Source organism: Nocardioides sp., from assembly GCF_031397825.1.
GTDB lineage: Bacteria > Actinomycetota > Actinomycetes > Propionibacteriales > Nocardioidaceae > Nocardioides.
The window spans coordinates 1-12653 of sequence record NZ_JANNML010000023.1; the positions used below are offsets into that span (position 1 = coordinate 1).

Below are 12653 nucleotides of genomic sequence, written 5' to 3' on the forward strand. Positions count from 1 at the left end.
ATCGGCCCACCCGCGGTCGGCAAGATGACCGTGGGGAGGGCGATCTGTGCCGCGAGCGACTTCCGGCTCTTCCACAACCACCACGTGATCGAGCCGCTGGCCGACGTCTTCGGCTTCGGCAGCCCGGCCTTCGACGTGCTCAAGGACGACCTCCGCATCCGCGTGATCGAGGCGGCCGCCGAGCACGCGGTCTCGCTCGTCCTCACCTTCGTCTGGCCGGTCGACGAGGTCGGTGACGCCGAGATCGTGCGCCGCTACCTCGCGCCGTACGTCGATCGCGGGCTGCGGGTCCGCTTCGTCGAGCTCTACTCGGGTCTGGAGATCCGCCTGGTCCGCAACGCCCAGCCCGACCGGGTCGCCGCCAAGCCGTCCAAGCGTGACCTGGCATGGTCCGACGCCCACGTCCGGGAGCTCGACGCCGGCTACCGGATGAACACCGACCCCGATGATCCGACCACCCCGGCCGACGAGGTCCTGCGCACCTTCGACCACCTGCGGCTCGACAACAGCGAGCTGACCCCCCAGCAGGCCGCGGAGCGGATCCTCGCGTGGCGGGCGCAACTGATTCGCGCGGCCGACCCGCGCCGCCGTACGCTGTGACCACAGGCGTCTGAGCCGTCATCAGCGGTGAGCCTCCGGAAGAACGGCACGTGAGTGCTCAGTAGAACCGGACGGGTAGGCCCGTCACCGCCGTGAACGAGAGGTTCCTCCGGGAGCAAGCAGGGTGGTACCGCGGTCCTCGGATCGTCCCTGGGTTTCGACAGGCTCAACCAACGAACCCCAGCAGGAGATGCCATGACCTACCCGAAGACCGGCGACGCCGCCGTCCCCTCGAGCCCCCGCTTCCCGGAGATCGAGGAGCGCGTGCTGGCCTTCTGGGAGCAGGACGGGACCTTCCAGGCGAGCATCGACCAGCGCGACGCCGGGGACGACGCGGCGAACGAGTTCGTCTTCTACGACGGCCCGCCGTTCGCCAACGGGCTGCCGCACTACGGCCACCTGCTGACCGGCTACGTCAAGGACCTGATCCCGCGCTACCAGACGATGCGGGGGCGCAAGGTCGAGCGCCGTTTCGGCTGGGACACCCACGGCCTGCCCGCCGAGCTCGAGGCGATGCGCCTCAACGGCATCAAGACCACCGACGAGATCGTCGAGATGGGCATCGACAAGTTCAACGAGGCCTGCCGCGAGTCGGTCATGAAGTACACCGGTGAGTGGCGCGACTACGTCACCCGCCAGGCGCGCTGGGTCGACTTCGACCACGACTACCGCACGATGAACCCCGACTACATGGAGTCGGTCATCTGGGCCTTCAAGCAGCTGCACGAGAAGGGCCTGGTCTACGAGGGCTTCCGCGTGCTGCCCTACTGCTGGAACGACGAGACGCCGCTGTCCAACCACGAGCTGCGCATGGACGACGACGTCTACCAGAACCGTCAGGACCCCGCTGTCACGGTCGGGTACGACATCACGACGTCCGACCCCGTCAACGGGCAGAGCCTGGAGGGCGTGAAGCTCCTCGTCTGGACGACGACACCGTGGACGCTGCCGTCCAACCTCGCGGTCATGGTCGGCGACGACATCGACTACGTCGTCGTGGATGTCGAGGGCACCCGCTACCTGCTCGCCGAGGCCCGGCTGGCGTCGTACGCCCGTGAGCTCGGGGACGAGCCCGAGGTGACCTGGCGCGGCGTCGGCGCCGACCTGGTGGGGTTGACCTACACCCCGCCGTTCTCCTACTACCTCGGCCACGACAACGCCTTCCGCGTCGTCGCCGCGGAGTTCGTCACGACCACCGACGGCACCGGGCTGGTGCACACCGCCGGTGCCTTCGGTGAGGACGACAAGGTCGTCACCGACCGCGAGGGCATCGAGGCCGTCATGCCGGTCGGCAAGGACGGACGCTTCACCCACCCGGTCACCGACTACGAGGGCGTCCAGGTCTTCGACGCCAACCTGGCGATCATCGACCACCTCAAGGCCGCAACGGTCTCGACAGGCTCGACCACCGGGGCTCAGGAGACCGGCTCGGTCACGCCCGGCACCGTCCTGCTGCGCCGCGAGACCTACGACCACTCCTACCCGCACTGCTGGCGCTGCCGCGAGCCCCTGATCTACAAGGGCGTCTCGTCGTGGTTCGTCGAGGTGACCGCGGTCAAGCAGCGGATGCTCGAGCTCAACCAGGAGATCCGCTGGGTCCCCGACCACATCCAGGACGGCCAGTTCGGCAAGTGGCTGGAGAACGCCCGCGACTGGTCGATCACCCGCAACCGCTTCTGGGGCTCCCCGGTGCCGGTGTGGAAGAGCGACGACCCGGCCTACCCGCGCGTCGACGTCTACGGCAGCTTCGAGGAGATCGAGCGCGACTTCGGTCGGCTGCCCGGCAAGGGTGACGGCGTCCCCGACCTGCACCGGCCCTACGTCGACGACCTCACGCGTCCCAACCCCGACGACCCGCGCACGCCCGAGGAGGGGCAGTCGACGATGCGACGCGTCACCGACGTTCTCGACGTGTGGTTCGACTCGGGGTCGATGAGCTTCGCGCAAGCGCACTATCCCTTCGAGAACGCCGAGTGGTTCGACGGATCGGCGGAGAAGAAGGGGCACTTCCCGGGCGACTTCATCGTGGAGTACATCGGCCAGACCCGCGGCTGGTTCTACACGCTGCACGTCCTGGCGACCGCGATCTTCGACAAGCCGGCGTTCAAGTCCTGCATCAGCCACGGCATCGTGCTCGGCTCCGACGGCAACAAGATGTCGAAGTCGCTGCGCAACTACCCCGACGTGTCCGAGGTCTTCGACCGCGACGGCGCCGACGCCATGCGCTGGTTCCTCATGTCGAGCCCGATCCTGCGCGGCGGCAACCTCGTGGTGACCGAGCAGGGCATCCGCGACTCGGTGCGCCAGGTGATGATCCCGCTGTGGAACAGCTGGTACTTCTTCCAGCTCTACGCCAACGCCGCCCGCGGCGGCGAGGGCTACGACGCGCAGTGGTCGACGGCCTCGCAGGACCCGCTGGACCGCTACCTGCTGGCCAAGTGCCGTCAGTACGTCCAGACGATGACCGCGCAGCTCGACGACTACGCCGTCGCCGACGCCTGCGACACCACGCGGTCGTTCCTCGACGTCCTCACCAACTGGTACATCCGTCGCTCACGCGACCGCTTCTGGGGCGACAACACCGACGCCTTCGACACCCTGCACACCGTGCTCGAGGTCGTCTGCCGCACGACCGCGCCGCTGATGCCGCTGACGACCGAGGAGGTCTGGCGCGGCCTCACCGGAGGTCGCTCGGTGCACCTCACCGACTGGCCGCTCGCCGGCGACCTGCCGGCCGACGACGCCCTCGTGACGGCGATGGACCAGGTGCGCGAGGTCTGCTCCGCGACGTCGGCGCTGCGCAAGGCGGGCAGCCTGCGCAACCGGCTGCCGCTCTCGACGCTGACCGTCGTCGTGGGCGACCCGGCAGCGCTGGCCGGCTTCGAGTCGATCGTCGCCGACGAGGTCAACGTCAAGGCCGTGCGGCTGCTGGCGGCGGACTCCGACGAGGCGGCGTCGTACGGCGTCGAGCAGAAGCTGACCGTCAACGCGCGCGCTGCCGGCCCCCGCCTGGGCAAGGACGTGCAGCTCGCGATCAAGGGCTCGAAGACGGGCGACTGGTCCGTGGCCGAGGACGGCACCGTGACGGCTGGTGGGCTGGCGCTGGTCGAGGGGGAGTACGCCCTCGAGACGGTCGCCGGCTCCGCCGACGCCGACACCGCCACGGGCGTGCTGCCCGGGGGTGGCTTCGTCGTGCTCGACACCGCGGTGACCGAGGAGCTGGCGGCCGAGGGGCTGGCCCGCGACCTGGTGCGCGCGATCCAGCAGGCCCGCCGCGACGCGGGCCTCGACGTGTCCGACCGCATCGCGCTGACCGTCGCCGGCTCGACGCTCGTCCAGGAGGCGGCCCGCACGCACGAGCAGCTGATCACCAGCGAGACCCTCGCGACGTCGTACGACGTGCTGGGCGAGGCCGGTGACCTCGGGGGCACCGACGTGGTGGTCGGTGACGGTGAGAAGGCGACCGTGGTGGTGGCGAAGGCCTGATCCTCAGCCGAGGCCGAGTCGCGCGGTGAGCTTGTCGAGGTAGACCATGACCTCGTCGCGCGACGTGTCCGGCACGCCCCAGATCAGGTCCGTCGCGCCTGCCTCGGCCCAGGACGCGAGGTCCTCGGGAGAGGGGCGCATCGCGATGAGGACGTGGATGTCCGGCGTGCCCTCGCGGCCCGCGGCGGCCCACGCCTCGCGCAGCGCGTCGGACTTGCCGGTGATGTCCTTCTCGACCGGGGTCGTCATCCAGCCGTCGGCCGTGCGCGCGATCCACTCGAACGTCTTGGGCCCGCCGCCGGCACCGATCACCAGCGGGATGTGGGGCTGGACGGGCTTGGGGTAGGCCCACGACCTGCCGAAGCTGACGAACTCACCGTCGTAGGACGCCTCCTCCTCGGTCCACAGCGAACGCATCGCCTCGACGTACTCGCGCAGGACCGTGCGGCGCTTGGCCGGCGGCACGTGGTGGTCCTCGAGCTCGTCGGTGTTCCACCCGAAGCCGGCGCCGATCGTGACGCGACCCCCGGAGAGGTGGTCGAGCGTGGCGATCTGCTTGGCCAGCGTGATCGGGTCGGACTCGACCGGCAGCGCGACCGCGGTCGACAGCCGGATCCGGCTCGTGACCGCGGCGCAGGTGGCCAGCGAGATCCACGGGTCGAGCGTGCGGGTGTAGCGGTCGTCGGGCAGCGTCTCGCCGCCGGTCGGGTGCGCGGCGTCGCGTCGCACGGGGATGTGGGTGTGCTCGGGGACATAGATGGTGTCGAACCCACGCTCCTCCGCGGCCACGGCCAGCTCGGCGGGCGTGATCCCGCGGTCGGAGGTGAAGAGGACGAGTCCGTTGCGCATGCCCGAACACTAGAACGTGTTCCAGTTTTGGGGAAGGCTGGACACGCAGGCACCCGACCGGCCACCCCCGGCTGGTTGACTGGCGCCGTGCACCTCGACCTCACCGCTGACGCCGTCACCCTCACCCAGCAGCTCGTCGACATCGAGTCGGTGAGCCGCAACGAGCAGGCCATCGCCGACGCGGTGGAGGCCGCGCTGAGCCCGCTCGAGCACCTCACCGTCCTCCGCCGCGGCAACACCGTCATCGCGCGCACCGAGCTCGGCCTGGCCGAGCGGGTGGTGATCGCGGGCCACCTCGACACCGTGCCGCTCAACGACAACCTCCCGAGCCGGCTCGACGAGGAGACCGGACTGCTGCACGGCCTCGGCACCTGCGACATGAAGGGCGGCGATGCGGTCATCCTGCGGCTCGCCCAGACCATCACGCGGCCCGACCGGGACCTGACCTTCATCCTCTACGAGGGCGAGGAGATCGACACCGAGTTCAACGGCCTGCACCACCTCAGCCAGAGCGACCCCGAGCTCATGACGGCCGACTTCGCGATCCTGATGGAGCCCTCCAACGGCGTCGTCGAGGCGGGTTGCCAGGGCACGCTCCGCGTGGACGTGCGTACGACGGGCGAGCGGGCCCACTCCGCGCGCAGCTGGAAGGGCGTCAACGCGATCCACAAGGCGGCGGAGATCCTCGCCCGCCTCACCACCTACGAGGCTCGGCGACCCGTGATCGACGGGCTGGAGTACCACGAGGGACTCAACGCGGTGTTCGTCCGCGGCGGCGTCGCGGGCAACGTGCTGCCCGACGAGTGCGTGGTCGAGGTCAACTTCCGCTTCGCCCCCGACCGCTCGGAGGACGAGGCCGAGGCGTTCGTCCGCGACTTCTTCGACGGCTTCGAGGTCACGTTGACCGACATGGCGCCCGGAGCGTTGCCCGGCCTCGACCGTCCCGCCGCCCAGGCGTTCATCGAGGCGGTGGGCGGTGAGGTCAACCCGAAGTTCGGTTGGACCGACGTCGCCCGCTTCACCGCGCTCGGCGTGCCTGCGGTCAACTTCGGCCCCGGCGACCCGATGCTGGCGCACAAGCAGGAGGAGTTCGTGCCGGTCGAGCAGATCCGCAGCTGCGAGCGCGCGCTGACCGAGTGGCTGGGAGGAACCTCGTGAAGTCCAAGATGAAGGGCCCGGTCATGCAGCGCCGTGACCAGGTCGACGGCACCACCACCGACCAGCGCCTGCTCGACTCGCGCGGCCCCAGCGACTGGGTGCACACCGACCCGTGGCGGGTGCTGCGCATCCAGGCCGAGTTCGTGGAGGGCTTCGGCGCCCTGGCCGAGCTCGGGCCGGCGATCGGTGTCTTCGGCTCCGCGCGCACCCCCGCCGACCACCCGTCGTACGCCGTCGCGGAGGTCGTCGGCCGCCGCCTCGTCGAGGAGGGCTTCGCCGTCATGACCGGGGGTGGGCCGGGCGCCATGGAGGCGGCCAACAAGGGGGCGTGCGAGGCCGGCGGCGTCAGCGTCGGGCTCGGCATCGAGCTGCCGTTCGAGACCGGCCTCAACGAGTGGGTCGACGTCGGCATCAACTTCCGCTACTTCTTCGCGCGCAAGACGATGTTCGTCAAGTACTCCCAGGGCTTCATCGTCCTCCCTGGCGGCCTCGGCACCCTCGACGAGCTCTTCGAGGCGCTCACGCTCGCGCAGACGCAGAAGATCACCGCGTTCCCCGTCGTGCTGATCGGCGTCGACTACTGGTCGGGCCTGCTCGACTGGCTGCGCGACACCGTGCTCGCCGACGGCAAGATCTCCCAGGGCGACCTCGATCGGCTCGTCCTCACCGACGACGTCGAGGAGGCTGTGCGGATCATGGTCGAGGCCCGGCCGCAGGCACACGGCGCCGAGGCATGAGGAGTCGGCCGTGATGTGGGTCTTCGCCATCGTGATCGTGCTCGCGATGGGTGGGGTCGCGATGGTCGCGGCCGGTCGTGGCACCCCGCTCCAGCCGGCGGGTGACGACCGTCCGCCGCCGCTGGCGTCGCGCGAGGGTCCGCTGGGCAGCGACGACCTGCGCCGCGTGCGGTTCTCGCTGGCGTTCCGCGGCTACCGCATGTCCGAGGTCGACGCGCTGCTCGACCGGCTGGCCACCGAGCGCGAGCAGGCCGAGCACCCTCAGCACCCTCAGCAGACCGATGGCGCCCCCGCCCGCGAGGCCCGTGGCGGCGACCCCGTCCCGTAGGGCACACTGCCGACCGTGTCGACCGAGGTCATCGTCTACGTCCTGACCGCCCTGGCGGCGCTGGTCATCGTCCTGACCCGCCTGCGCCTCGGCCGCGACGACGGTGCCGCGGGACGCGTCCACGTCGGTCGGCTGCTGCTCAACATCCACACCGGCAGCGGTGCCACAGCGCTCGTGGTGTGGCTGGTCTTCCTGGTCGGCGGTGGCTCGATGAGCGACAACGCCGCGGGCGTCGTCGGGATCCTCGCCCTCGCCCTGTGGTGGGTCGTGGTCGTCGCCGGCCTGCTGATCCTGGTGCGCTGGCTGCCTTCGCGTGGCAAGCATGCCGCCACCGGCACCGAGGACACCTGGTCCGACGGCCCCGGGCTGTCGGTGCTCGCCCACGTCGGCATGCTCGTCGGGGTGGGGGTCTTCACCTGGGCCTACCTCACCAGCGTGGTCTGACGTGCGCCTTCTCGGGTCGCTCCTCCTCAGCGCCGCTCTCACGGCCGCCGCTCTCACGGCCGCCGCGCTCCCCGCCGCGCCCACGACCCTCGACAGCACGCGTCTCGCGAGCGCGTCACCGCCGACAGCGTCGCGTCCCGCGGTGATCGAGAAGCGTGTGATCGGCACGTCCGTCCGCGGTCGCCCCATCGTCGCGTGGCACCTCGGCGAGCCGGACGTCGAGGAGGTCCCTACCGTCGTGCTCATCTCGACGATGCACGGCAACGAGCCCCACACCCGCCGCATCCTGGAGACCCTGCGCGACGGTGCGCCCCTGCACGGCATCGACGTGTGGGTCGTGCCGAGCTACAACCCCGACGGCCTGGCGCGCGGCAGCCGCAAGAACGCGCGCGGCGTCGACCTCAACCGCAACTACCCCCACGGCTGGACCGACCTCGACGGCAACTACGAGTCCGGCCCCGGGCCGGCCTCGGAGCCCGAGACCCGGGCGATGATGGCGTTCCTCAAGGACGTCCGGCCCGAGCGGGTGCTCAGCTTCCACCAGCCCCTGCTCGGCGTCGACACCGCCACCAAGCGCCCGGCCTTCGCCCGGCTGGTGGCACGCAAGCTCCGCCTCCCGCGCCGCACGCTCGACTGCGGCGGGGTCTGCCACGGCACGATGACCGGCTGGTTCAACCACACCTTCAAGGGCAACGCCCTGACCGTGGAGTACGGCGCCAACCCCTCGCGCAAGCGCATGACCAAGGTCGCGCCCGACCAGGTGCTGTCGGTCTTCGGCGCCTACCGCGGCCCCCAGAGCCTGGAGCCCGCCCACCCGTGACGGTCGGGCGAGGCGGCTAACGCCCCTCGAAGACCGGCTTCTCCTTGGCGACGAACGCAGCGACGGCTGCACCATGGTCGGCGGTCGCGCCGGAGAGCTGCATCATCGAGCCTTCGAACTCCAGCGCCTCGACGAACGTGTGGCCCGACGCGTAGGCGACCGAGCGCCGCATCGCGCCGAGCGCGACGGTCGGCCCGGCTGCCAGCCTGGCCGCCAGGGCCGACACCTCGGCCGCGAGCTCGTCGGCCGGCACGACCGTGGTCGCGAGGCCCAGCGACAGCGACTCGTCGGCCTTGATCGTGCGCGGGAAGTAGAGCAGCTCGATCGCCTTGGCGTGACCGACCAGCTGGGGCAGGTGATAGCTGGCGCCGGTGTCGCACGACAGCGCGACGTTGGCGAAGGCGAGGTTGAAGCCCGCCGTGTCGGCCACGATCCGCAGGTCGCACGCGAAGGCCAGGCTGGCCCCCGCGCCCGCGGCGACACCGTTGACCGCGGCGATGACCGGCTTGGCCATGCCCGCCAGGGCGGTGACGATCGGGTTGTAGTGCTCCTCCACCGTGGTGAACAGCTGCTCGCTGCCCCCGTTGTGGAGCAGGCCGATGTGCTCCTTGAGGTCCTGGCCGGTGCAGAAGGCCCGCCCGGTGCCGGTGAGCACCACGCAGCGCGCGGCAGGGTCGTCGGCGACGGTCTGCACGATCTCGCGCAGCAGCACCTTGGTCGCCACGTCGAGGCTGTTCATCGCGTCGGGTCGGTTGAGCGTGATGGTGGCGACGCCGTCGGTGACGTCCAGGAGCACGGGAGCATCAGTCATGGGGGCAGTCTGGCACCCGCATCACCCGGAGAGGCAGCGGACCACGAACCGGTCGGACGCCGGCTTGAGACGCTCTGCCTCGCGCGCGAACACCTCGGCCGCCTCGCGACCCGGCCAGTCGTGGGGCAGCAGCTCGTCGGGCAGGCCCGGGTCGGCGAAGAGGAACTTCCGCCAGCCGTGCACCAGGTGGAAGCGCGCAGCGAACGCCGCCTCGTCGGGGTCGGCGTGCGCCCCCAGGTGACGCCGCAGCAGGTCGGGCGCACCGCCCAACCACTCGTCGTACGCCGCACGCAGGGCGTCGAGGTCCCAGGCCGAGGTGGGCGACGGGTCGACGTCGAGCGCTCGGGCGGTCCGTGCGGTGGCGCCGGCGCGCGCGAGGACCGCGGCGAGCTCGCTGCGCGGGAAGGGGCTGACCCACACCCGGTCGGCCAGCTCGGCATAGCCCAGGAAGGTGAGGTCGGCGTTGACACGGCCCCGTGCCGCTCGGCCCGACGGGACCTCGACGAGCACCAGCTGCCAGGTGCCGTCCCACCTGCGCTCGGTGCGGCGGTAGACGCGGTCCGCGGCGTCGGCCAGGCGGCTGGTGGCCTGCTGGGTCGCGCGGTAGCCGCGTGCACCGTCGAGGGGGACCGGCTCCAACCAACCCTGCGTGACCATCCGCGATATCGCGGTGCGGACGGCGGGAGCGGCGATGCCGGCGGGGTCGAGCAGGCGCACCAGGGCGGCAACCGGTGCCTGGCCGTCGTGGGCCCCGAGGTGGTCGCCGTAGAGGTCGAAGAGTGCCGACCGTGCGTGCATGGCGGCGAGTCTGCCAGGGCTGTGGTCCCGATCACTCCCGCAATAGGGGATAATGGGCGCCAGCGTCATCAGGCAGAGAGCGGCAGGACACCTGCGTGCTTCGATCGGGAACAGGAAGAGGTGCCGCATGGCGGCAATGAAGCCGCGGACGGGCGACGGTCCGCTGGAGGTCACCAAGGAGGGACGGGGCATCGTCATGCGCGTTCCGCTCGAAGGTGGGGGCCGGCTGGTCGTAGAGCTCAACGCCGAGGAAGCCGGCTCGCTCGCCGAGGCCCTCCAGAACGTCGTCGGGTGACCCGCACGCCCACCATCCCCATCCTGCCCAGCCAGGTCTCACCGCCGGAGTTCGCGATCAGCGGGCTCCGGCCTCACTCCATCCTCGGGGTCGACGTGGTCGCCGTGCCGGTCCTCCCGGCCGACGACGACGCCTCCGTGCTGCTCGGTCCCGGTGCGGTGGAGCTCGGCGAGGCTCTCGACCTGGACCTGCTCGGGGTCCTCGAGGTCAGCCGCGCCACCGGTGCGGTCGGGGAGGTCCACAGCGTCCCCGTGCCGCTGGGAGCGCCGGACAACCCCGGCCTGCGGCTCGTCCTCCTGGTCGGCGTCGGGCAGCAGACACCGACCGACTTCCGCCGCGCCGGCGCGACCCTGGCCCGCGCGGTGCACGACCGCACCGCGGTCGCCACCACCATCCCCGCGCTCGACCCCGACGAGGGCCTGAGTGCCTTCGTCGTCGGGATGATGCTCGGCTCCTTCGGCTTCCACTGGCGCTCCACACCGCCCACGTCGGTGCCGGTGCCTCACGTGGTGCTCGCCGACCTGGCCGACAGCGCGGAGCAGAAGGCGGTGCTCGGGCGTGCGATCGCGGTCGGCGGCGCTGGCTGGCGAGCCCGCATGCTCGCCACGGTCCCCTCCAACCTCAAGAACCCGCAGTGGCTGGCCGAGCAGGCCGCCGAGCTCGCCGCCGAGGCGGGCCTCGGCTTCCGGGTCTGGGACGAGCAGGAGCTCGCGGACGGCGGCTTCGGTGGGATCGTCGGCGTCGGCAAGGCCTCGGCCACGCCGCCGCGGCTGATCCGTCTCGACTACACCCCGCCCAAGGCCGGTCGCAGGACCAGGACCGTGGTGCTCGTCGGCAAGGGCATCACCTTCGACACCGGTGGTCTCTCGATCAAGCCCGGTGAGGCCATGTCGACGATGAAGCGCGACATGACCGGCGGTGCCGTCGTGATGGCCGCGATGGCCGCGCTCGCCGACGTCGGCTGCTCCGTGCGCGTCGTGGGGCTCGTCCCGGCCGCCGAGAACGCCGTCTCCGGCAACTCCCTGCGCCCCGGTGACGTGATCCGTCACTACGGCGGCCGCACGAGCGAGGTCACCAACACCGACGCCGAGGGGCGCCTGGTGATGGCCGACGCGCTCGCCTACGCCGTCGCCGAGATCGAGCCCGACGTGATCGTCGACGTCGCCACCCTGACCGGTGCCATGAAGGTCGCGCTCGGCCAGCACACCGGCGGCTACTTCGCCAACGACGACGCGCTGGCGACGGCGCTCTTCGATGCCGCCGAGCAGGCGGGGGAGCCGCTGTGGCGCTTCCCGCTCTACGCCGGCTACGAGGAGAAGCTCGCCTCGAAGATCGCCGACGCCGACAACGCGGCCGGGGGCGCCGGTGCCATCACCGCGGCGCTGTTCCTCCAGCACTTCGTCGGCTCGACCCCCTGGGCCCACCTCGACGTGGCGTCCGCGGGCGACTCGCCCGACGACCGCTACGAGTGGAGCAAGGGCCCCACGGGCTTCGGGGCCCGGGCGTTGCTGGCCTGGCTCGGCTCCGAGGACCCGCTCGCCGGGGTGCGCTGACGGCCTCGTCGCGACCGGCTGATCCCGCTGCGGGTCAGTCGGTCTCGGCGAGCCACTCCTTCTTCGCGACCAGCAGTCCGTCACCGACGGGCAGCAGGACCGAGACCAGCGACTCGTGCTCGGCGACGGCCTTGCCGAGGTCGCGGATCGTGACGGTCTCCTCGTCGCGGCGCGCCGGGTCCGCGACCCGGTCGTGCCACAGGGCGTTGTCGAAGACCACGACGCCGCCGGGGCGCAGCAGCCGCAGCGCCTCGGTGAGGTAGGCGGCGTACTCGGCCTTGTCGCCGTCGCAGAAGACCAGGTCGTAGTGGCCGTCGGTCAGGCGCGGCAGGACGTCGAGCGCGGAGCCTGCGATCGTGCGGACGCGCTGGTTGGGGAAGCCGGCCTCGAGGAACGACTCCTTGGCCAGGCGCTGGTGCTCGGCCTCGATGTCGACCGTGGTCAGCACGCCGTCGGAGCGCATGCCGCGCATCAACCACAACCCGGAGACACCGGTGCCGGTGCCGATCTCGACCACGGCGCGGGCGTCGATGGCCGAGGCGAGGAAACGAAGTGCGGCGCCCCCGCCGGGGCTGATCGGCGTGACGCCGACCTCCTCGGCACGCGCCCGGGCGGCGGCGAGGACGTCGTCCTCGGGCACGAAGGCCTCCGCGTAGAACCAACTCGCGGGCGTGAGCGGGGTAGTGATGGCAGCCTCCTGGATGCGAAAGATCGAGCGGGCAACACCGTATCGCCAGCAGGGCCCCAGTCGCGGGAACACCGCCTGCGCGCCGA

The 12653-nt window shown here is 71.2% G+C and carries 13 protein-coding genes; 9 read left to right on the forward strand and 4 right to left on the reverse strand.

Going from position 1 to position 12653, the window contains the following annotated elements; genetic code table 11:
• Both RMN98_RS01240 and ileS read left to right on the forward strand, forming a co-directional pair.
• Positions 1 to 600 (forward strand): hypothetical protein (locus RMN98_RS01240; RefSeq protein ID WP_309646983.1); only part of this gene is annotated, 600 nt, incomplete at its 5' end.
• Between the two features lie 195 nt (positions 601 to 795).
• On the forward strand, positions 796 to 4086 hold the full coding sequence (gene ileS, locus RMN98_RS01245) for an isoleucine--tRNA ligase (protein WP_309646984.1): 3291 nt from the start codon (positions 796 to 798) through the stop codon (positions 4084 to 4086).
• A 3-nt stretch (positions 4087 to 4089) separates the two neighbouring features.
• Here the strand turns inward: ileS and RMN98_RS01250 are convergent, their stop codons facing one another.
• A complete protein-coding gene (locus RMN98_RS01250) occupies positions 4090 to 4935 on the reverse strand; it encodes an LLM class F420-dependent oxidoreductase (RefSeq protein ID WP_309646985.1) in 846 nt (281 codons plus the stop codon).
• 87 nt (positions 4936 to 5022) lie between these two features.
• Between RMN98_RS01250 and dapE the strand changes: the two genes are divergently transcribed.
• Genes dapE through RMN98_RS01275 form a run of 5 tightly spaced genes read left to right on the forward strand, consistent with a single transcriptional unit; the run spans position 5023 to position 8422 of the window.
• The gene (dapE, locus tag RMN98_RS01255) at positions 5023 to 6093 is read left to right on the forward strand and encodes a succinyl-diaminopimelate desuccinylase (protein ID WP_309646986.1); all 1071 of its coding nucleotides are present in this window, start codon (positions 5023 to 5025) and stop codon (positions 6091 to 6093) included.
• Positions 6094 to 6101: 8 nt separating this feature from the next.
• On the forward strand, positions 6102 to 6830 hold the full coding sequence (locus RMN98_RS01260) for a TIGR00730 family Rossman fold protein (protein WP_309647027.1): 729 nt from the start codon (positions 6102 to 6104) through the stop codon (positions 6828 to 6830).
• A gap of 13 nt (positions 6831 to 6843) precedes the next feature.
• Complete coding sequence (locus RMN98_RS01265) at positions 6844 to 7158, forward strand: DivIVA domain-containing protein (RefSeq protein ID WP_309647028.1); 315 nt, start codon at positions 6844 to 6846, stop codon at positions 7156 to 7158.
• Positions 7159 to 7173: 15 nt separating this feature from the next.
• Positions 7174 to 7602, forward strand: coding sequence for a hypothetical protein (locus RMN98_RS01270; protein ID WP_309646987.1), 429 nt, complete (start codon positions 7174 to 7176; stop codon positions 7600 to 7602).
• 1 nt (position 7603) lies between these two features.
• Complete coding sequence (locus tag RMN98_RS01275; protein ID WP_309646988.1) at positions 7604 to 8422, forward strand: M14 family zinc carboxypeptidase; 819 nt, start codon at positions 7604 to 7606, stop codon at positions 8420 to 8422.
• Between the two features lie 16 nt (positions 8423 to 8438).
• Here RMN98_RS01275 and RMN98_RS01280 read toward each other — a convergent pair whose 3' ends face one another.
• The gene (locus tag RMN98_RS01280) at positions 8439 to 9233 is read right to left on the reverse strand and encodes an enoyl-CoA hydratase-related protein (protein WP_309646989.1); all 795 of its coding nucleotides are present in this window, start codon (positions 9231 to 9233) and stop codon (positions 8439 to 8441) included.
• Between the two features lie 21 nt (positions 9234 to 9254).
• Positions 9255 to 10031, reverse strand: coding sequence for a PaaX family transcriptional regulator C-terminal domain-containing protein (locus RMN98_RS01285; protein WP_309646990.1), 777 nt, complete (start codon positions 10029 to 10031; stop codon positions 9255 to 9257).
• A 127-nt stretch (positions 10032 to 10158) separates the two neighbouring features.
• On the opposite strand from RMN98_RS01285, the gene RMN98_RS01290 reads away from it, so the two are divergent.
• Both RMN98_RS01290 and RMN98_RS01295 read left to right on the forward strand, forming a co-directional pair.
• Positions 10159 to 10326 carry a DUF3117 domain-containing protein gene (locus RMN98_RS01290; protein WP_091115820.1) on the forward strand — a complete coding sequence of 56 codons (168 nt, stop codon included), beginning with the start codon at positions 10159 to 10161 and terminating at the stop codon, positions 10324 to 10326.
• Positions 10323 to 11879: a leucyl aminopeptidase gene (locus tag RMN98_RS01295; protein ID WP_309646991.1), complete on the forward strand. Its 1557-nt coding sequence runs from the start codon at positions 10323 to 10325 to the stop codon at positions 11877 to 11879. The genes RMN98_RS01290 and RMN98_RS01295 overlap by 4 nt, the downstream gene beginning before the upstream one ends.
• 34 nt (positions 11880 to 11913) lie before the next feature.
• Here RMN98_RS01295 and RMN98_RS01300 read toward each other — a convergent pair whose 3' ends face one another.
• A complete protein-coding gene (locus tag RMN98_RS01300) occupies positions 11914 to 12519 on the reverse strand; it encodes an O-methyltransferase (protein WP_309646992.1) in 606 nt (201 codons plus the stop codon).
• Positions 12520 to 12653: the final 134 nt, after the last annotated feature.